This window comes from Duganella sp. 1411 (assembly GCF_017833525.1).
Lineage (GTDB): Bacteria > Pseudomonadota > Gammaproteobacteria > Burkholderiales > Burkholderiaceae_D > Rugamonas.
On record NZ_JAFICD010000003.1, the window covers coordinates 829,021 to 850,192 of the forward strand.

General features: G+C 57.1%; 14 protein-coding genes. 5 read left to right on the plus strand and 9 right to left on the minus strand.

Annotated features, from left to right (window positions below; all coding sequences use genetic code 11):
- The first annotated feature begins 179 nt into the window (after nucleotides 1-179).
- The 5 genes from tssF to JOD97_RS20715 are packed head-to-tail and all read left to right on the plus strand — an operon-like array spanning nucleotide 180 to nucleotide 7,946.
- Nucleotides 180-2,012, plus strand: coding sequence for a type VI secretion system baseplate subunit TssF (tssF, locus tag JOD97_RS20695; RefSeq protein ID WP_209722498.1), 1,833 nt, complete (start codon nucleotides 180-182; stop codon nucleotides 2,010-2,012).
- A gap of 36 nt (nucleotides 2,013-2,048) precedes the next feature.
- Nucleotides 2,049-4,829, plus strand: a complete 2,781-nt coding sequence (locus JOD97_RS20700; RefSeq protein ID WP_373999900.1) for a type VI secretion system Vgr family protein — start codon at nucleotides 2,049-2,051, stop codon at nucleotides 4,827-4,829.
- Between the two features lie 9 nt (nucleotides 4,830-4,838).
- Nucleotides 4,839-6,584: a triacylglycerol lipase gene (locus JOD97_RS20705; protein WP_209722501.1), complete on the plus strand. Its 1,746-nt coding sequence runs from the start codon at nucleotides 4,839-4,841 to the stop codon at nucleotides 6,582-6,584.
- The gene (locus tag JOD97_RS20710) at nucleotides 6,577-7,665 is read left to right on the plus strand and encodes a T6SS immunity protein Tli4 family protein (RefSeq protein WP_209722503.1); all 1,089 of its coding nucleotides are present in this window, start codon (nucleotides 6,577-6,579) and stop codon (nucleotides 7,663-7,665) included. Before JOD97_RS20705 ends, JOD97_RS20710 begins: the two co-directional genes overlap by 8 nt.
- Nucleotides 7,666-7,679: 14 nt before the next feature.
- Nucleotides 7,680-7,946, plus strand: coding sequence for a PAAR domain-containing protein (locus JOD97_RS20715; RefSeq protein WP_209722506.1), 267 nt, complete (start codon nucleotides 7,680-7,682; stop codon nucleotides 7,944-7,946).
- 1,453 nt (nucleotides 7,947-9,399) lie between these two features.
- On the opposite strand, the gene JOD97_RS20720 is transcribed toward JOD97_RS20715, so the two are convergent.
- From JOD97_RS20720 to JOD97_RS20760, 9 genes are all read right to left on the minus strand, one after another.
- Nucleotides 9,400-9,858: an EcoRII N-terminal effector-binding domain-containing protein gene (locus JOD97_RS20720; RefSeq protein WP_209722508.1), complete on the minus strand. Its 459-nt coding sequence runs from the start codon at nucleotides 9,856-9,858 to the stop codon at nucleotides 9,400-9,402.
- An 18-nt stretch (nucleotides 9,859-9,876) separates the two neighbouring features.
- Nucleotides 9,877-11,418 carry an MvaI/BcnI family restriction endonuclease gene (locus JOD97_RS20725; RefSeq protein ID WP_209722510.1) on the minus strand — a complete coding sequence of 514 codons (1,542 nt, stop codon included), beginning with the start codon at nucleotides 11,416-11,418 and terminating at the stop codon, nucleotides 9,877-9,879.
- Nucleotides 11,419-11,558: 140 nt separating this feature from the next.
- The gene (locus JOD97_RS20730; protein ID WP_209722512.1) at nucleotides 11,559-12,074 is read right to left on the minus strand and encodes a very short patch repair endonuclease; all 516 of its coding nucleotides are present in this window, start codon (nucleotides 12,072-12,074) and stop codon (nucleotides 11,559-11,561) included.
- A 2-nt stretch (nucleotides 12,075-12,076) separates the two neighbouring features.
- On the minus strand, nucleotides 12,077-13,444 hold the full coding sequence (gene dcm / locus JOD97_RS20735) for a DNA (cytosine-5-)-methyltransferase (RefSeq protein ID WP_209722754.1): 1,368 nt from the start codon (nucleotides 13,442-13,444) through the stop codon (nucleotides 12,077-12,079).
- Nucleotides 13,445-13,725: 281 nt separating this feature from the next.
- A complete protein-coding gene (locus JOD97_RS20740; protein WP_209722514.1) occupies nucleotides 13,726-14,430 on the minus strand; it encodes a hypothetical protein in 705 nt (234 codons plus the stop codon).
- The gene (locus JOD97_RS20745; protein WP_209722516.1) at nucleotides 14,427-15,329 is read right to left on the minus strand and encodes a hypothetical protein; all 903 of its coding nucleotides are present in this window, start codon (nucleotides 15,327-15,329) and stop codon (nucleotides 14,427-14,429) included. Before JOD97_RS20745 ends, JOD97_RS20740 begins: the two co-directional genes overlap by 4 nt.
- A gap of 59 nt (nucleotides 15,330-15,388) precedes the next feature.
- Nucleotides 15,389-17,545, minus strand: a complete 2,157-nt coding sequence (locus JOD97_RS20750; RefSeq protein ID WP_209722518.1) for a hypothetical protein — start codon at nucleotides 17,543-17,545, stop codon at nucleotides 15,389-15,391.
- 9 nt (nucleotides 17,546-17,554) lie between these two features.
- On the minus strand, nucleotides 17,555-20,335 hold the full coding sequence (locus tag JOD97_RS32750) for a Z1 domain-containing protein (RefSeq protein WP_209722519.1): 2,781 nt from the start codon (nucleotides 20,333-20,335) through the stop codon (nucleotides 17,555-17,557).
- Between the two features lie 275 nt (nucleotides 20,336-20,610).
- Nucleotides 20,611-20,970, minus strand: coding sequence for a hypothetical protein (locus tag JOD97_RS20760; RefSeq protein WP_209722522.1), 360 nt, complete (start codon nucleotides 20,968-20,970; stop codon nucleotides 20,611-20,613).
- Nucleotides 20,971-21,172 lie beyond the last annotated feature (202 nt).

Sequence of the window (21,172 nt, forward strand, 5' to 3'; positions counted from 1 at the left end):
AAGGCGAACGTGCTGCGTGTCCGCTTTGTCCCGACGCCCTGTGGCGTTTTGGTTGCACCCCTTGGGCACATTGCGTCACCTCAAAAGCGCGCTTCCATCGCCATGACATGATCGACCTCCTGTGCAGCCGTTTATTGCCGCAAGGCATTGGCCACGTTCACTCTTCGATGGATGCCGCGATGGAAAAACTACTGCCGTACTACGAACGGGAACTCAGCGAGCTGCGCCGCGCCGGCGCCGAGTTCGCCGGCCGTTACCCCCAGCTGGCCGGCAGCCTGCGGATACGGGGCGAAACCTGCGCCGATCCCCATGTCGAACGTCTGATCCAAGCCAACGCCTTCCTCAACGCCCGCGTTGGCCAGCGGCTTGACGACGGCCACTCGCGCCTGACCGAAGCGCTGCTCGGCATGCTGTACCCGCACCATCTGCGGCCGATGCCATCGTGTTCGATCGCCCGCATCGACTATAGCGAAGCGCCGAAAAACTCGGTCAGCGGCGTCACCGTCCTGCCGCGCGGCGCGGCCGTGAAGTCGCTGGCGCCCAACGTCGTGGGCTGCGGCTTTCGCAGCGTGTACGACGCCACGGTCGCCCCGGTCGGCATCGGCGCCGCCTGGTTCGAACCGCACATCCACGTGCCATCGACCGTCGCGCTGCCGGCTGATGCCGGCGCGGCGATCTGCATCACGATCGAAAGCACCGGCGCCGCGCGCGGCCTGGCGCTGCAAGGCCTGACCGCCATGCGGGTGTTCATCGACGCCGATGCCAGGCTGCGTGCCACCCTGCGCGACGCGCTGTTCACGCGCACCGCCTGCGCCTGCGTCGAGGCTGAGGGCCAATGGCGCACGCTGGCCAAGCCGCCGATCGCACCGGTGGGTTTTGCCGACGACGAGGCGCTGCTGCCGGCCGCCCCCTCCGAACACGCCGCGTACCGGCTGCTTGGCGAGTACTTCGCCTTCCCGGAAAAATTCGACTTCTTCGACATCGACCTGGGCGCCCTGATCGCCGCCAGTCCGGCCGACTGCACCCGGCTCACGCTGCGCCTGGCGCTGACGGACGTCCGTCCCGACACGCCCGCCGCGCGCGTGCTGCGCACACTGACCGAAGCGAATCTGGTGCTCGGCTGCACACCCGTCGTCAACCTGTTCGAGCAGGCGGCCGTGCCGGTCCGCGTCACCCCCTTGCGCAACAACTATCCAGTGGTGCTCGACGCGGTGCAGGCCGGCGACTGCGAGATCTACAGCATCGACGCCGTGCAGCTGGTGCGCAAGGCGCAACAAGGCAGCGGCATCACGGACTTCTCCCCTTACTACTCGTTTCGGCGGGACGCGGCCGGCGGCAAAGGCCACCACTGGCTTGAACGCCGCGAAGATATCGGCGACGCCGCCGACCACGGCGTTTCGCTCACGCTGGTCGGCCAGCAGCTCTCGCCCCTGCGGCTGGAGGACGGCACGGCGTCGGTGCGGGTCACCTGCACCAACCGCAACCTGCCGCAAAACCTGCAGTGCGGACGGACCGGCGGCGACCTGCGCGCGGTCAAATCCACCGGCAACTTCCCGATCCGCATGCTGCGCCGGCCGACGCTGTCGCACCCGCCGGCGTCGCACGGCGACAGCCAGTGGGGCCTGATCGCCCATCTGGCGCCGAACCACCGCTCGCTCACCCAGCAAGGCCTGCCCGCGCTGGCCGCCACGCTGCGGCTGTACGCGCAGCGCGACAACGCCATCGCGCAGCAGCAGATCGACGGCATCACCGGCCTGTCGCACCGGCCTGCGTCGGCCTGGATGCGGCAAGCCGGCGACAGCGCCTACCTGCGCGGGATCGAAGTGACGGTCACGCTGGACGAAGCGGCGTACGCCGACACCGGCGTCCACGTCTTCGCCCAGCTGCTCGATCACCTGTTTTGCCTGAACGTCCACCTGAACAGCTACACGCAGCTGGTGATCGTCTCCCACGCCACCGGCAAGGAAGTGCTGCGCTGCGCCCCGCGCGCCGGCGCCTTGCCGCTGGCCTGAGCACCGCCCGATTCGCCGCATACCAGAGGAGTAACCGTGGAAAGCGATAACGATTTTTTCAGCTTCATGAGCATGCCCAAGGAGCTGGTCACCTTCAACCGGCCGATCCGGCTCAAGCTCGACCTGCCGGGCGGCGTCAACGACGACATGCTGCTGCCGCAGCGCGTGTTCGGCACCGAGACGCTGTGCGGCGGCATCGACTACCGCGTCCTGTGCGTGTCGTCCAACGCCAACCTGGCCTTGAAGCAGCTGATCGCGGTGCCGGCCGCGCTGCAATTCGTCACCGACCAGGGCGGCCTGCGCAGCGTCTGCGGCATCGTCACCGAAGCCAGTTCCGGCGACAGCGACGGCGGCCTGGCCAGCTACCAGCTGGTGCTGCGCGACGCGCTGGCCGTCCTGGAAAAGCGCATCAACACGCGCGTGTTCCGCCAGATGGACGAAGTGGAGATCGTCCGCCAGATCCTGCGCGAATGGCGGCAAAAGAGCTCCACGCTGGGCGTCTGCTTCCGCGACGAGGTGGACGAGGTTTTTCATCTGCGCAAATACCCGCAGCGCGAATTCACGATGCAGCACAACGAATCGGACGCCGCCTTCATCCGCCGCCTGCTCAAGCGCAGCGGCATCGGCTGGTACGTGCGGGCCGAGGCCAATGGCGAAGGGCCGATGCACACGCTGGTGCTGTTCAACGACGCCGAGAGCCTGCGCCAGAACGCCGCCGGCACCATCCGCTACCACCGCGACGCCGCCACCGAGGAGCGCGACACGATCACCTCCTGGGGCGCGGTGCGCACGCTGCAGCCGGGCGTGGTGACGCGGCACAGCTGGGACTACCGCTATTCGCAGGGGCCGGACTACATGATGGCGCAGGCCACCAGCGGCGTCGACCAGGGCGTGTGCGGCAACGACCTGGCCGCGAGCCTGGACGACTACCAGGTGATGATGCCGCACGCGGGTGACGACGTCGATGACCTGTGCCGCCTGGGCCGGCTGCACATGACGCGCCATGATTTTGAATCGAAGTGTTTTCATGGCGAAGGCAGCGTGCGCGATCTGTGCGCCGGCGAGTACTTCACGCTGACCGGGCACCCGGAGGTGGACCAGCATCCGGCCCAGGAACGCGATTTCGTCGTCACGGCCTTGCAGGTGAACGCGCAGAACAACCTGCCCAAGGCGCTGGCCGAACGAGTGGAACGCATGTTCTCGCGCAGCCGCTGGACGCAGGACGTGCACGAGCCGCAGCTGCGCAAGGAGGTGGCGGAGCGGATGGCGTCGGGCGCGCTGCGCATGCACATCCAGTTCACGGCGGTGCGGCGCGGCGTGAAGATCGTGCCGGCGTACGACGCGCGCACCGATCTGCCGCAGGCGCTGATGCAAAGCGCGATCGTCGTCGGGCCGAAGGGCGAGGAGGTGTATTGCGACCAGATGGGCAGGGTGAAGATCCGCTTCCCCGGCACGCGGGCGCCGGATCATCAACACGCGGACGGTTCCGGCGCGGCCGGTGACGACAGCGATTCAGCCTGGGTGAGGGTGGCGTCGAACTGGGCGGGCAATGGGCCGGGCAGTGTGGATCAGTGCGGGACGGTCGGCCTGCCGCGCGTGGGGACGGAGGTGCTGGTCAACTTCCTGGGCGGCGATCCGGACAAGCCGGTGATCGTCGGGCAGCTTTATAACCAACTGGCGCAGCCGCCGGCGTTGAGTGATCGGGGTGACTTGCCGGGTAACCGCCACTTATCCGGCATCAAGAGCCGGGAAATCAGAGGCACCCGTGCGAATCAGCTTCGGCTGGATGACACGACCGGAGAAATAAGTGCGCAGTTGGCCAGTGATCATGGGGCCAGCCAGTTGAATCTCGGCTACCTCACGGAACAGAGGTCCAATGGAAGCGGTGTAGCGCGTGGGGAAGGCGCTGAGCTCAGGAGTGACAAAGCGGTCGCTATACGTGGAGTTAAGGGTGTTCTTATTTCTGCAAGTGGATGTGCGAAGTCCAATGACGCCATGCTGAGTCGTGACGAGCTTACCAATGTTGGGGAGCTATCTCAGCAAGTGATGAAGCAGCTTGCCACCCTTGCAGAAAAGCACGCTCTCGACGCGTCAGGCGGCGAAGAGCTTGCCGTCCTAGTTGATAGGATCAGGAAGCTGGACGATGGGAAAGGTGTGCCTTCCTGCGGTATTGGCGAATCGGTGGTGGCCGTTAGCGCTCCCGCTGGTATTTTTGTGGGCAGCCAAGAATCGATCGGTATTTGCGCAAAAACGGCGGTTGACGTGGCCAGCGCCGCAGACACGCGCGTTGGCTCCGGGCGGAATTTAATGCTGCGAGCCACACGCGGCATTAGCATGTTCGCCTTTAAACTGGGAATAAAGATAATTGCTGCAAGCGGGAATATTCGTATCGAATCACAGGGCGGCGACATCGAGATCACTTCTCTTAAGCGTATTAAATTGATAGCGAATGAAGGCATTGAACTTCAGTCTCCTGCTATTAAGTTCGTGGCACAGGGGTGTCAAGCAAACTACGGCGGCGGCAAGATCGCCCAACAAAGCAGCGGCGTCCACACGATTAAATCATCCGCTTTTCACCACGAGCTGGGAGGCGATGGCGCGCCGACGAACCTCAATCTCCCTCAAACAGATATTGAACACGACCAACAAGTGATCGTCACCGACCTTATAACTGATGAGCCTGTTATTAACCGTCGCTACATTATTCGAATGGAAGATGGGCAAACTTTCAAGGGGAAGACAAACAATGAGGGCCTCACGGAGAGATTTTCAACGAAAATGGCTTTCGCGAATTATCAAATTGAGATCTTGGACTAAAGGAAATGTATGGCAACCCAACTGCACTCGCGTAAGGACGGAGGTCAGCTTAAAGCTGAGGGATGTTGCACACCGAGGGAAGATAAAACGCCTCAGAAAGTTAGCGTGCCTCCAAAGCGAGTTTTACCGATAATTTTTCTACCCGGAATTATGGGTTCCAATTTACGACTCAAGCCACAACGACAAAAGGAGCTAAGAAAAAGCAACAATATTGCATGGAGGCCTGATCGTTTATTAGAGGCAGCCCATTTGATCAATGCATCGCCTCGTGAGCGGCAGATGCAGTTAGATCCTAAAGAAACAGAGGTGGATAGCTATGAGCCGAATAAGCATACTACTGGCGATCCTTCGGAATCGGCGGCACAGCGGTATAAGGTTGACATTGGTAAAGCTCTTGCCGTGGGGATTAATACCCCGTTATTGTCTGACGATCCCGCTGGGGTCGCCAACGCAAAAACAAAAGAAATGAAGGCAATGGAACGAGGGTGGGGGGAAGTATATTACGGAAGTTATCGAGATATTCTTGAAACGTGTGAGCAATATCTTAATAGCCCGAGCGATTTCTCCTTTTGGAACCAGATTTTAGAACAAGATCCAGCGATATGGGGAGCCCATCCAGATTGCTCGCTAAAACCCCTCGGCAGAGATGAATATCGTAAAGCAGTCCATGGCTGTTGGTTTCCTGTTCATGCAATGGGGTACAACTGGCTAAAATCCAATGCAGTATCTGCAAAAAAAATAAGCGCCAGAATTATTTCGTTGATAAAAGAGTATCAAGAAAAAAAATATGAGTGCGAGAAAGTAATAATTATTACGCACTCCATGGGGGGATTATTAGCGCGCGCTGTGATCCATCCGCAGATCGGAGGAATAGAGGCCCAAGTTTTGGGTATTGTTCACGGCGTAATGCCTGCAATCGGGTCTCCTGCGGCCTATAGACGCATTCGATGCGGAACGGAAAAGGGGGAGAAGGCGTTGGATCCTGCTCCCCAAGTCTTGGGCGCATTCGGCAGTCACGTGACAGCGGTCCTAGGAAATGCTCAAGGAGGTCTGGAGCTATTGCCTAGCAGGGCGTACGGAAATGGTTGGTTGGAAATAAAACAGAATGGCGTGACGTTGAAAAGACTTCCTGAACACGGTGATCCCTACCGGGAAATCTATCAGCTTCGAGACTCTTGGTTTCGTCTGCTTCGTGAAGAGTGGCTGAACCCGGCTGAGCTCGAAAGATGTGGATTCGACAACAGTTGTGACCTGTTGGATGGTGCGAGATCTTTCCACGAAAAAATCCATTCCACTTATCACCCCGTTAGTTATGCGCATTATGGCGCCGACAACAGGCGCCCGTCTTGGGAAAAAGTAACTTGGGATCTGGATTCGAGGTATGGCGGAAGGCAATGGGGGAAACTAAAGATATATTCCGATGAGCAAGATGGCGCAATTCGCTTATTTGAGAGTGATACTGATGTATCGAATTCGGGAAGTCATTTACAAACATCGATTGATGGAGCCGGAGTAGATATTGTTTCGGCTGCGCCGTCTTTCTCACTGAGGATGGGCCCTAGTGTTGGGCCGGGAGACCAGACGGTCCCTTTGCGTTCAGCTGACCAACAACTTCTCAGCGGGAAATTTAGCGGCATCTTTAGGCAGGTCGGTTACGAGCATCAAAAAAGTTATAAAGATTCTGCCGCTGTTCACTCTACAATTTATAGCATAGTGCGGATAGCGGCATTGATGAAATGGAATAGCGATGCGTAACCATATTATTCGCTTAATCATAATCGGTGCGATGGTGGCCACCTCGATCATATCGTTTTTCTTTTTTTATTTTACACCAGGAAAATTAGAAAAGGCCGAAATTATGAAACTTCCACGGATTGATCATCTGTTCGAGAAAAGCCAGACTGTCTGCATCGGTCGATTTCTGATTGATGTGCCCGAAGGAGCAGAGGTTGTTTACGGGCCAGCTGAAGTGCCTTTCTCCCTTGGTATTTCTAAGGAAGAAGGGCGTTCGATAGGTGCGGTGGTGAGTGAGCGACTAACAGAGATAGAGAAAGAGCGAGAGTACGCGGAGGGACGTTTACTCAACGCGGACGCAATTATTGGACGAGTGATGGATGGTGGGATATCTGGCCAGAAAATTGTTTTTGGAGTCAGCGAAGCCAGTGGAGTTTTTTATCGGATTCAGTCATTCTTGCCTTTGGGGGATTATATCTTCACTCAAGAAATTGATTCTAGTGGTAAAAAGGAAGAGTATGAAAGAAACGTGAAACGATTGAATTTGATGGCATCGTTGTTCCGACTTCGTGATAAAACGGAAATTCCTCAAGCCCCCGGGATTTGTGTCGAAAATGGATTCTTCGCGGAGCCGCCCGAAAGTATACGTGAGTACGTTACACTTGGAATTCGATTGGTGGAATACCCTGATGTTCATTTCTCAATTTCTACTACAAACAAGAAAAAGTTACTTGCCTCTGATGCGCTTGAGCCAAGAATACAGCAGGCAGAGGAAAACGCTATTAGCAATGGACTTGGCGGTTGGTATTCTCGGATAAAGACGTTGAGGCGTGGAGATCGTGCCTTGGGTAAATGGAAGGGTTTTGAAATTTTGGCTAGACTGCCGGCACAGGAAAAAGAAGGAGAATCTCATGAGTTCAAGTACTTAAGCCAGGGCGAGCCGATGAATCCTCTTTTGCCGTTGGTTGAGCTGGAACTGCGCACTGGCGTACAAGGAAATGATGTCGGTGGCGCCAAGCCCAGTCTTAGTGATGAAGAGGCGGTAGCGCTTTGGGATAGGCTGACTGGTTCGATTCGTGTTCGACCAGTGGCTGCAAAATAGATAAGGAGCGCGAGATGGCCGATGTAATCCGAGTTGGCGATGCTACCTCGCATGGCGGCAAAGTCCTCAGCAGCAGCGTGGAATATTTTGTTGTCGGTGGGAAGCCAGTCGTTGTCGTCGGAGACAAATGTATGTGCCCGGTCAACGGTCACCAGAACTGCACGGTAGTCAGCGGCAGTGCTACGCACTCCATAAGCGGCAAGGCAGTTGCCTATCACGGTGACAAAACATCTTGTGGAGCAACGTTGATCTCGTCTATCCAAACCTTCTCTCAAAACTGAGAAAAGGCAGCTACGCGTCGGCAGTTGTTCCGTCGCTCGATGGCGACAAGCAAAAAGAATGACTCCCCACTAGCGTCTTTGCGCTCGGAGCTGCGTGCGCTAACAGAGCGCATCGCCGCTACCGAAGCCGGCGAAGATCCCGGTGCCGTCAAAAGTCCGCCTCGGCCTGGAGCAGGTCGCCGCCAGCTGAAAACGTCACGCACAAGCTCGACCCTGTGTTGTGTCCCGAATCCATCTTCGACCCAACCCCAACACCTCCGCACGCGTCGCCGGGCTGACCTTGGTCGCGCCAGCAGCACCCGCTGGCAAAGATCCCCGGTTTCTACGGCGCCGGCGTCTACGCCATTTACTACCGCGGCGACTTCGAACCCTACGCGCCGCTCAAGGGAATAGAGCACCAGATCTAGGTCGGCAAGGCCGATTCGGACAACCAGGCCACCAAGGACGCTGTCAGCCAGGGTACCAACTATCGGCCCGCTTCGACGCGCACGCGAAGAGCATCCGCAGCGCCGGTATCACTCTGAACTCCAACGACTTTGACTGCCGCTTCCTGATCGTTCAAACAGGATTCCAGAAATCGGCCGAGGACTACCTCATTAATTTCTTCAAGTCGAGGCGGCGCTACTTCCTGGGTAGCTCTCAACGCGCCTGGCAAGGCCAATATGCCAGCCATGCCGACGCCAAGTGTCAGCGAAGAAAAGGCGACAGAATTGCGCCAGCCTTGTAAGTTTTTTTGCGAAGCAAAGATATTTCTACTCCAACGGAGGTCTAACTGATTTTGCTCTGCAAAGTAAGAAAGTCGCTGGTGTGGGCTTAGCTGACTCGGCAATATTGGGCGCCTAGGTAAAGGCTGCCTGCGATTGCGTGGCTCCGAATACACCTTGCTAGCGCGGTTCACATTTGGAGCAACCGATGACTAAGACCCATATGCCACCTTATTTTTAAACGACGAGGATGCTATCGCCGTCGCTCTCTATGTCATGACGTCGAAAGCGGCAATTCAATACGAGCGCTTGCCAGATGGGCAACTGCGTATCACTATTGCCCCACACGGTGCCTCATTGTTGAAAGAAAAATCAAAGCCATCATATGTCTACGTTCAAGAGGGCGGGTCGATGTCAGAATTGTATTTGCACGAACACGAAACCAAGATGAGCGCGCTCGCTGGTCGAATTAATTGCGCATCCGCTGGGGCATATAAGACAGGCGCTGTCGTGGAAATATCTCCCTGTTTACGGTCATTGGGAGACGTTTTTTATGCTACAGCGGAAGCCCTCGTCGGAACGGTCCCGGGCCTCGCTCTCTACAGAGAAAGCAGCAGCGAAATATGATGAACCCGCCTCATTTAAGAAGCAGGTTGTTACCGCTTTTGAATTCGCCGGTGTCAGCCGGCGAAGTCTGGCATCTCCCGCGTTGTTGGTATATGTCGCTACTCAGCAGGTCATCGCGTTGATTAAAGGGCGCCCCAGCGGCGGCGCCCAATTACGGGTAGTACCAGTTCAAAATGACTGCTTGATTTCCTGATCAACGTCAATCTGAAGCGATTTTGTTTGAGGCCATTTCTTTGCATAACCAGCACATCTCCGCCTTGGGCAATACTGTGAATCGGGCCGAGTTGATCAGTGAGCCTAGATTCGTGCGATCTGGTATCGCTCCAAGACTGATACTGGTATCGCGTGTTGACAGAACTCAGGAACTTTTCTCCGTCGTACAGCTCAGCATTGACTCGCTGATCAATCGTAGGCTGTCTTGAAGAGGTCGTCCCGTTCAACTGTGGAAAGTATTGCCGCAGAGATTTGGGTATCAGAACACCCGCCTGATGGCCTTTACCCTCTCCGGTGTCATTTTTAGCGAGTACTTTAAAAAACGGCGCTTCCCATTCTTTAGACGGTTTCATGCAGTCGAGTTTCATGTTGTCCTCTTCAGTAAGTTAGATTTCCGCAGCTACGTCCGCCGCGCCTTCTGTTGCATTCGGAAAAAGCAAGCCCTGCGGCTGAGGCGGCTTTTGCAGTCCAGACTGCCCTTGGAATTCGAGCACATTTCCTGTAACTGCGATCTGTCGAAACTCAACGTGCTCATACAATACCTTCGCCGCCTTGGTGATGTCGTTGACGCGCCACTGCGCGCGCCGCTTGTTCTTCGCTGGATCCGATCCGTGCAGCTTGGGTGCCGGGTCTAGGTAGATAACTCCGGTATTGATCGCCCACAGTAATTTCTCTGCAGTAGTGTCGCGGCACCACATCACCTTGTTCCCATAGGTGATGATGTGTTCGTATCCCTGATCGTGTTCAGTTGGATCAGGGTTATTTTCCTTAGATGCTGTGAGATAAACGACTTCGTTGTGTTTGGCACCCCAGCAGTTCATCAAGCGTTCCAGACTCCAGGACGCGGCAACCTCGCCATCACCATCGATCAAGGCTACATCTATGCTGTCGAGCTTCGGCGTCAGCGGCGTATCTGGGTTGTAAGGGAAAGCCCGCAACTTTCCCTCAGAATCTGCTCTGGTCTCCCTAACCCTCAGGGTGAGTCCGGATTTGGAACACACTTCATTCGCGCGGTGCAGGCCGGTCAATCTGTAATCTCCATCAGAGTCGAGATATCCATACGTCTTCATGAACTTGGTGAAGTTCCTAGCGTAAATTCCGCCGTCTGGCTCTGGCGTGAACAGGGTGACTTTCGGCTTTGTGTGAGTCTTGAGCTCGATGCCGAACAAGTCTCCGTCTTTGTTGGAATTTGGAACGATGCCGAGCGCGTGTTCTAAGGTGTAACCGCAAACTTGGGTGCCGGAAAACGGCAGAGTTTGCCCGAAAGCGTCAAGCCGGCAACCGCGAAGTTTTTTACCTACAACGGCCGCAAGTCGTGCTTCAAGTTTGGAACTACGGTTTTGCTCAAGGACCAAACGTTTGCAGGCTGGAGCTCGTTCGAATCCGGGCAACGCTTTGATCTCTGCCTCAAAGCCATTGGACATCTCTACGCAAACAAAGCCAACGCATTTACCTCGTGGCAGCCGAGCGAGGACGAGCAGCCGCTTCGCTTCAGGGTTCAGTTTCGTAAAACTGACGGACAGTGACGGTGGCATGGATCCGTCGATCCCCTGGAGCCCCGATAGTCGTGCTTCAGGATATTGCGTGTAAATAATCGCTTTGACTCGCCGCGCCTTTATCTCTGAACGGTCGCGTCGGAGCCATGCAAAATCGTTGAAAACTGCCTCAGGAATCCGCTTACCTGGGACGGACCGACCTTTTGTCTCGCTAGTACTTTCCCCTCGTTCCGATAAAGTCACGTCAAACAAGTCAAAGATCACACCGAAGTCTGACGCGATATAGATTTGATTTTTATCGTTCGCGTTTTTTGGCAGAACTTTGAGGAAAGCCACATCCGCTCCGATGCTAGCGAGCAGTGTCGCGAGTTCGAGAACAGAGTTGAAGCAATGCTCAAATTCTGAGGGTAAGGCGGTGGGCTGGATAGTCATCTTTTCTCCTGTGCAAGTTCGTAAGATAGCACAAGGAAATGATGCGAGGAAGAATATTTTTAAGAAAATTAAGACGATTGTCATCCATATTTGTAAAATATCGTTATAAATCAACGAATTAAAAAATTTCTACTAGGAGGTTACTCGCCTGCGCCGGGTTCGGCTATTTCAGGGGCGACGCGAGAATGCTGCTCTGGCCGATGTTGCACCTCTGTATGGGTGTCGGCGGCAGAGACGCAGCAAATCCAGCTCACGATGCGATCTGCGAGTTCATCTGGGTCCCACTTCAGGCGTCCTTTAAGTGCACATTCCCATACGCATAAAACGCGCCATCCCGTTAAGAGGAGTGCTTCGTTATCGCGCTTGTCGCGCTGTTTATTTTGCAAGATTTTGGCTTGCCAAAACTCCCGTCGGGCGACAGGGAGTTTGAATAGGTAGCAGTCGTGACCATGCCAAAAGCAGCCATGCACAAGAATGGCTACGCGGTATTTGGGCAGGACAATATCTGGTTTGCCGGGAAGGCTGTTGACATGTAGACGAAAACGCAGGCCGCGGGCGAAGAGTAGTTTTCGAAGAGTGAGTTCTGGATTTGTGTTCTTGCTCCGGATCGCGCGCATGTTCTTACTGCGGCGTTCCGGGCTGTGAACGTCAGTCATTATTACGCAGCGAGCTTGTTGCCATCTCGTGGTTGCTGAGCCGCCAGTCGCTTCGCTTGGATGATTCGATCCTTCATTAGTTTGGCGACAGCGGCAAAGACAGGGACCACAACTGAGTTACCGAACTGCTTGTAAGCTTGTGTGTCGGATACGGGGATACGGAAGCTATACTCGCCTGGCGCGTCATAGCCCATAAGCCGTGCACACTCGCGAGGAGTGAGTCTTCGCGGACGGTTCTCCACATTTTTCTTGTGTTCGAAGTCTAGCTTGGGATCGAAGCCCCTATCGATCAGAATCTCAGATCCATCCTTGTAGTAGCGAGCGGATAAGGTACGAGTTACCTCATGTTCTTTCACCAGTCCGTAGCCAAACCCGTTGCCCTTAGCCTTATGTTTGATCGAGTAGTTGAACAAGTACTGCCAAAGTTTAGGGGTAAGTATGTAGTTGGGCTCAACCTGCTTTTCCAGTATATCGCCTAGCGTTGGTTTAAGCTTTGGATAGAGGCTAGCTATGTCTTTGAGGCTGAACCCCTTATGTACATTGAGGTCCTTACGGAAACCGACCAGCACAATACGCTCGCGGTGTTGAGGAACGAAGTGCTTGCCATCGATTATTTTGTAGTCCACATTGTCACTGCTCTCAGTATCAGCGACCCAATAGCCAAGCTCATCCAATGCCTTCATGATTACTCGGAAGGTGTTGCCTTTGTCGTGACTCTTAAGATTTTTTACGTTCTCAAGCACGAATGCGACCGGCTGTTTAGCTGCGATTATTCGCGCCACATCAAAGAAGAGAGTACCCTGCGTATCGCACTCAAAACCGTGCTTACGACCGAGAGAGTTCTTCTTAGAGACTCCTGCGATCGAAAAAGGTTGGCATGGGAAACCAGCTAGCAACACATCATGGTCCGGAACGTTGGCCTTGATGAATTGATACGCTTCATCCTCAGAAACACTCGGATTTGCGCTCAACGTTACTGCTCGGATATCCGAGTTGAATTTGTGAATTGATGGATCGCTGTAGTGATTGGCTTTGTAAGTGCGCACGGCATAAGGATTCCACTCGCTGGTGAAAACACATCGCCCGCCGGCCTCTTCAAAGCCCTTGCGGATTCCACCTATGCCTGCGAAGAGATCGATGAAGTCAAAGTCATGAGTTTTGCGCCGAGGTGCTTGTGGGAGTAAGGCTCTTAGATGGATGAACTCTGCCTCACTGAGGCGGAGCTCGTCTTTGCCTCCGACCCAACGCTTCAGTGATTCGCGTGTCCACGTATTGGGCGAGATCTGATTCAAATGCTCGGCAATGTATTTGTGGTCATAGCTTTCGAGCGCTTGATTCAGCAGCGCCAACTCATCACTAATGGAAATCATGTCTTTTTCTCTGGAATGTGCGCGCAGCGGTAGATCATTACGAGCAGTCATCGTGGCTACGATGACTGCTCGTAAGGAATCTTTGGTCTGACATTATACTGTATGTTAAACCAGTGCCGCCGCCAGTGCCAGTGAAGATCAGAAACAGAAAGGGGAATCAGACACAATGATGGCAGTCTGACATCCATAAAAATATGGCGCTGCAGCATCGAGCCACGTCTGTCCAGGTTGGCCATCCCCGTTCTTATTTCGTTCAGCAGTTCCGTCATATCCGTTCCTTGTTACTTGGCAGTGCCTGCCCTCCGCTTCGCGGTCCTGTCGCCGGCGACCAGTGCATCGTACAGGCTGGCGACGTAGCCATCGAGCCCCCCCTCGTGCAGTTCCGGTTCCGTCATGACGACTTTCACCGTGTTGAGTGTCATCAGCTCGCGGAACCGTTCAGTGCCGGCCCGCTGCGCCCTGCGGGCGCCGCTGACGCGCATGATTGTACGGTACAGCCCGATACGGAAACCGTGGCGGCCGGGACGTTCGACCAGCTGGACCATGTCGTCGGTCGTGACGCCGGTCAGAATCTGGCGCGTCTCATGTTCGCTTCCCTGCCATGACAGGTGTATGAACCACCACACGGCACGCAGCCATATCCGGCTGCGTATGGCCCAGAACCGTGCTGGCTGGTGCTCTTCCCAACGTGCGGCGACCACATCAGGCAGGACTTCCAGCGACAGGTGGCGCCAGAACCCGTCCGCAGATGCCTGTCGCAGGCCAAAGCCGCAGGATGCGAGCACTGCGTACAGCGCCAGTCCCACCTCCACGTCGTAGCTGCCCCTCGCCGTCTTCGTGCCAGACAGCGTGGGGAGGGCGGACAGCAGGGCCTGCCTGATCCGTACATAGTCGGGCGTCAGCATGCCGGGTTCAAACCGGCCCGCGTTATCCATCGCGGCGAAACGGCGCTGTGCATTCACGCGGTCGGTTTCCATCCATTTCATGCCGGTGCCTCTTGGGTACGTGTCAGGCGGTCGAGCCACAGCTGGGCCGACTGCAGCCGCGTCAGCGGCGATTCGGTATCGATGCTGCCCGCACTCACTAGCCGGGCCAGCGTGTGGGCAATACTGCCGGGCTCTGAAATGCAGTGCTCGTCGCCGGTAATGCGGTTGAAACCTTCGCCGTGTTCCTCCACAATCTGTTCGACCAGTTGCGCCAGCCAGCATGCAAGTACCTGTTTCATGAGCGGGGTAATTCTCGCAGCCGGAGCCTGCGCGTCCCGCAGCGCCGCAATGTCCGGATGGCTGGTGTTCATCACCAGCGCAAGATAGTCTGAGGAGAACGGATCGCTGAGTGCATCCGTCCAGTTTCCGCGGAACTCCCACAGTGGCCGTCCAGCGCCCAAGTCTTCCTCCACGACCGGGAACAGTGAGCTGTCGGCATCAATCACCACCGTGACCGGTCCCCACAGCGTGCCGAGGCGGGAGCCTTGCGCGCTCGCCAACCCGGCGCGCATCGAACCGGGACCCCGTCTCTCGAGATATACCTGCAGCGACAGACTGCCCGAGCCGCGCAGCGTACCGCCTCCGAGGGTCAGCGATACTGTCAGTGGCGCTGACCGCTCGGAACAGTCGGGCAGACGCAGCACCACGCCTTCCCCTAGCTGGCGGTAACCGGATTCGGGGGATGTCCATTCGGCCGTCAGCAATAGCGCTGCACGTTCGCCGGCAATTCCGCCTGCCCCAAACAGCGCCTTCAAGCCGCTTGGCTTCAGCGTCCACTGTACGGTCAGGTCATGCAGGCTGGCATTCCAGTCACTATCGTGTCCCAGCGCGAATTCACTGCCCTCACCGTTCGCACCGGGATCCGGCCCAGTCGAGCTGAATTCGGGCGTGGTGGGCACACTAAGGCCATTCGGGAAACCTGCCGCAAGGGTGCGAAATGGAAAAATTACAGTCCTGCTCAAAGTGATCCTTTCGTTACAACTGCCGCTTCGATCAGCGGACACAGTTCTCCGGTACGCCCGGCCGGGAACACGATGCTGAAGCTGCCCCGCAGTGCCAGCGCATCGGGCTGCTGTTTCGAGCGCATGTCAGGAACGAGCCGGAGGCGCGCCCCCGTGGGCTCGATCCTGAGGGGAGCACGGGCACCGGCGACGGGCGCCAGTTGTTCAAGCGTGACATCGGTTAGCAGAAACGGAAAATCTCCTAGTCCGCTCTCATGCCACAGCTGCTCGGAAACCGGTCCACGTTCCGAGTCTACCAACACGGCAATCTCACGCGCGTCGCTTCCCGTGCCCCAGTCGAGCCGCCACCAGAGCGTGATGCGATCACGGCCGTACGCCGGAGCACCGTCCACCAAGAACATGAAACGGGGGCCCTTTGCTGCACTGCGCGCTCCACCCGACCCCGTGCCACCGGCGCCCGGCCCCCCGCCTACGGTTCCCTTTCCGGGGGCTCCGGTAAGCCCGCCTTGGTCACTTGGTGCACGTGGCGATGCACGTCCGCTACGCCCGTCAGAGCCTAGTCCGCGCTGCGGGAGCATCAGGTTAGCGAGGCGTCTGGCAAGCCCGATCGAGACTCCCTCGCTTGCCCCATTCACCGGTGGATCGACATGGTCGCGCAGGCGCTTAGATACCCCGCTGCGGATCCTGTCCGCAATACTGTAGCCGGAAAGATCGGCCCATTGATGGTGGTCGGAAAGTTCGCAGCTGCGCAGGTAGGATTCCACGGTCGCTTCTGGCTCGCCCAGCTTCCCCCGCAGTGCGGCCGCAAGCCGCCGCCCGGGTTCGGGCACGAACAGCGCCACAAGGTATTTCCCGTCTGCCGCCCCCTTCAGGCCCCGGGCCCATCCACGGCCTGAAGCACCGTCATCCCACCTGATCGACATGCCCGGGCTGCGCATGAAAGTGACGAGCGGTCGGAACGGTGCCGACTTCTCCGCCTGGCCGAACAGGCAGAGGTAGGGATCGGGAATGTTATCTGGAGACCCGATGCCGAGCTGACGGGCACTGAGCTGGACGGCAGCCAGGTAGCCGGCCGGGCCAGCCGATTCGAAGACATTGTTGAGCATGACCGGTGCGAGCAGCACGTTTCCGTGTGGTACCTTCTTTCTCCCTAGGTAGTCACCCGGCATGCGTACCCTTTTGTCGATCCAGTTGTATAACGACTGGGTGACTTGGAAAACGGGAAGCATGGCCTCGCGCTCAATCTTTTTTCCGTTGACGCTGGCGTGCAGCCACGGACCGGTGCGGAACATCGGATTGTCGAGCCGTACACAAAACCAGCGCTGCAGGGCGACCTCGATATAGCTCTGGTCGTTCTTGAACCACCACGCCGGCAGGCTGCCCGACGGGGTCGTGGCGTCGTCGTAAACGGACGGCAGCGTCACGAGGTCGTTGCGGAGGAAGGGGATAACGACCACAGTGCCGGTCTCGTCACGACCGAACGGGCTTACGCCCAGCGTGGCAAGAATACGCCGGATCGTGGCACTGTCGGTGACCGCGGCGGGGCCTCCTTTCGGGCCTGTTCCGCCCCACCAGCCGATTCCGGTTGCGCTGTCGGTCTGCAGTCTGTCCCTGCTGGTTTCGTCCTCGACCATACATGCGACCAGCCGTTCTGCCGGCCTACCGTCTGCCAGTGTACGGCTGTAATAAAACACGAGTCCAGTGCCCATACGGAAGTAGCAGGTCTTGCCAAGTCCCCACGAGCCACCCGCACCTTCGTCGCTGCGGGTATGGCCAATCTCGTACACCAGCTTGAGCAGGTTGCCGTGGCTGTCCCCGGAACGGAGCAGGTCCATCGACGTCGGTCCCGACAATCCTTCGGTACGGGAGTCGCGGATCTCGAGCATCCGTCCTCCCTTCGGGAATTTCCGGTGCAGTGCTTCTCCGCTAATGTATTCCCCGAGCAGTGCCGCAACCGGCGCGGTGGCGTGCTGCCGGACCGTAAAATCGACGCGCACGTCACTGCCCGCCTTTCCGAGAGCGGCATCGAGGCTGTTCTGGACCGCTTCACGGACCAGCAGGTCAAGCGGCACCATCGCCACGTTCTGCATCGAGCGCAGCAGTGCCGCTCCCGATCCCTGCATTGGTCCAAGTGAGGGGGTAAAGTACTTCATGGATGGTCCTTACTCCGGCGTTTCCGCGGCTCCGTCGCTGGTATCAGCTAAGGCGGCAGGAATTTTTACGGTCAGGTGCGTGGCAAACTGTCCCGACTCGCGCCCGCTCTCGGGCAGCCAGATGCTCATGCCGACGATGTGCGCCGGCGCATCGAGTGGCGCACGGTCCTTCCGGTCCAGCGGCGGTGTGCTGTGCCTGTCGATCAGGTACAGAAGGAGCTGCGGCACCTTGCCCACCCCGCCTTCGGCACGCAGTTTCGCAATGGTGCCCTTCGTCGGCTTTTCCGAGTCTTGGCCGTCCGCGCGGCTGTCCGCCAGCAGGTCGCCGGGGTTGCGCAGCACGCCGACCGAGACCGAGACTCCCTTCTTGCTCCTAGCCGCAAGCCGGGTACGGTCGACGCGGCCGACGGCGCCGCCGGGAAGGTCCCAGCGACGCTCCCCGTCCGGTGCATTACCGGCGACGACCACGTTCCATGCACCATAGCCGGTTTTGTTCTGGTTCGCCGCGTACCACTCGAGGAACGGCGCCAGATCTGAGAAGAACTGGGCACTCTCATGGAACAAGAACCCGGCTAGGAAAGTCCTGATGTCAGCGTAACGCACGCCACGCCAGACTACGGAATGGTGGAGCCCCTTTTCAGCCCTCTCTTCGCCAAGCTTTTGCAGGAAACCTTCGGTATGCGCTAGGTTGGCCGTATGGATGGTTTTCGCACCAAGGCCGTCATCGAAGACCGTGGTCTGCCGGTTCACGCCGGAGAAGTCATACTTTGCTCCGGTCTTCGCCTGCATGCGGCTGGCTGCCGTCGGCCGCAGCCACGAGGCGCGCGGATGGACGCGAACACGCGGACCGTACTCCGAGGGTCTGCATCCGAAATCCATGAATCGCTTCAGGTCGTCACGCAGGTCTTCCTCTGCAAGTGTCATGAAATCGAATTTCTCGCGCGTTCCTTTCGGCATCCAGATCCGTGGTAGCAGCTCATAACCCTTGCGATAGCCAAACCAGCGCCCCATCTGCATGAGGGAATCTGCTTGCGCCGACGCACGGAAAAAATATGTACTGACAAGGTTCTCCAGTGTAAGGCCCCGTGCAAGGGTACTGCCGCCGATGACGATGAATGCGGTGGCGAAATCCGGGCTGTCGGGTTCACCCGTTGCCGGATAGAACAGCCGGCGTACCTCGTTTTCGTCGTTCACGCCGTTGTTGGCACAGTTGTCAACGCATAGATGGATACCCCGTCCGTAGGTAAAAGTACCGTCTTGGTCAAGGCGGATCGACGAGACTTCCGAGACGAGTTCACGCAGCCCTTCTGCGAAGTCGGCAAAGGCGGGGTAATCCGGAACCGAGTCCAAGCGGCCGTATGATGGGAAGCGCTGGCCAAACGCCGATAGGTCGAGATCTGCCTTCACGCGTTCCCACACCTGCTCGCACTTTTTCCTGAGCCTGCTAAACGGTGTCTGTAGCCGCGCCAGCAGGGACTTTACTGCCGTGTCCATGTTCTCATGGTGCCCTTGGCGCTGACTGGTGTGGATGAGCATGGTGACAGGTTTGGCAAAGCCTGAATATCGCATTGCAGCCGTGCAGCAGAGGAACCAGAGCACGGCTTCCTCGAGCGAGTCGGGTACCGTGGCACTGCCGTCATCGTGCAATGCTGCTACGGCCTCTTGGTCGACTTTACTGACCGGCCTGACGATACCAAGAGCTTCCTTTTCAGCCTCCGGCAGCCCGAAGATCTGGACAGGTCCGAAATGCTCGTCGGACTGGGGCAGCGCGACAATGAAGTCTTCCGGATACAGCCCGTCCCCTGGACCCTCGTTGAGGAAATTTGCGGCCGGTGTCGCGGTGTATGCTACATAGTTCACGCTGCAGGCAGTTACATTAGTCAGGTCGACGATCAGCTTGTTGAGGCGTGTCCGATCCTGAGCCGAGATAGGGGCGGTGTTGATGCCGCCTTGGTCAGCCTCGTCATCGATGATTAGAATCCGCATCTGCTCGAGGCTGAGCGCATTGGCCGTGATCCAGCCAGCCAGCCCGGCGAGGCGCGAGGAGTTTTTCAGGCAGACCGAAAAATAGCGCCCCCGGTGGCCGGGGCTGAAATGGTAGTCCTGGGCACGCTCGCCTTCCGCGCTTTCGGCTGACGGATGTTCGATGGCATGCCAGTGCAGGTTGCCAATATGGTTGAGGTCGCCAAGCAGACGTTTTTTCGTCTGCTTGCGCAGGTTTTCCAGCGTGCCACTCAGCACAATGAACATGTTCCAGCCATGGTCGGCTGCCATCGCCATCAGACCTGCCATGCTGGCGGTTTTACCCGACTGCACGTGTCCGACGACGAGGCCGCGGACTGCCGGCTGTCCCTGGGTATTCTTGCGAAGGTGCCTGAGAATCTTCAGGGACGAGGTCTCGATGCTGGCGACCGCCTTGTCCTTCCAGTGCTGGGCAAGCAGATGACTTTTGTAGAGCTGCCACGACGAATGCATTTCGGTGGGGACTTGGATCTCCGGCTCGGTTTCTCCGGCGCCAACCACGACAAGTGGGCGGCTGACAGATTCGGCCATTTCTTCGGCTTGCCGCTTGGCGTACACGATGTCCTGCCAGACTTGGCGGCGTATGGCAGGCGAGTCGCCCAGACTCGGCCACTGGAAGAACTGGACCGACATTGTGAACATGCTGTCCAGATTATCATGGGCTGCGCCGCCTGCGGCGACGGCGTTCCAGTCGAACCCGTCGCGTCGCATCTTGTCAATGTGGTTTCGGTAAGGGTCGTATTGGGGGTTGATCAGAAAGTCGGACACGGAAAACCTTTTGGAAAAAATGACGATGGTGAGGAAGGCGGCACGACCGGTGCCCGGCCCTAGCTCAGCCAGATTGCTTACGGCATGTCGCCATCCCCAAGGTACGCGCTAAGCGTGGCAGTGATCAAACTTCTGTTCCAGAATTAATCCTCACAAGGACCGCATCAGCCTTGTCATTTACCGTACGAAGGTTGCGTTCGAATTTTACTGCAGTTATCACTAACGAAATCTGTACTTAATCTCGCCCGGAAAGTTTGTGACAAAAGCCGCAAGAATTAAAAATTGGCAGACTGCGTCAGATCAACATCCTCTCCACGAAACCATCCCAATATGAGGACCCTTTTTTTGAAACCACGAGTCAGGCGTTCGTGCGCTTCTTCTTGGTTAATTTGATAGGCGCGACCAAGGTCTTGAACTAAGCGCCCCTGACCACGTTCCCAAGCAATCTCGAGATCAAGGTCATATTTCCGTAGTATGGTGACGAAATGCGCGCCAGCCGAATTGAATTCACCTTTCTCAAATTCTGATCTTAGCGCTGGCCCAGCCTCATCAAACACTTTATGCACAAGCGCGGACTCAAAGCCGTTGTTTACTAGCTTCGTGACTACTGCTTGTGACCATGAGATGTAATCCATACTAAATCCTTTCATTCGGTCTCATCGAAGCATGTGCTGTTGTCGTAAGAAACGACACCGCTGTATAACTTGGAATGTATTCGTATGCCGCAAATTGCACAACGCCAAGTTTCGACAAACACAGCCATTTCCGCTAAGCATAGCATGTTGCGTAAGTGTAAAAATGCGTGAATTCTCACATTGTGCAGTGTGCTCGTTGGAG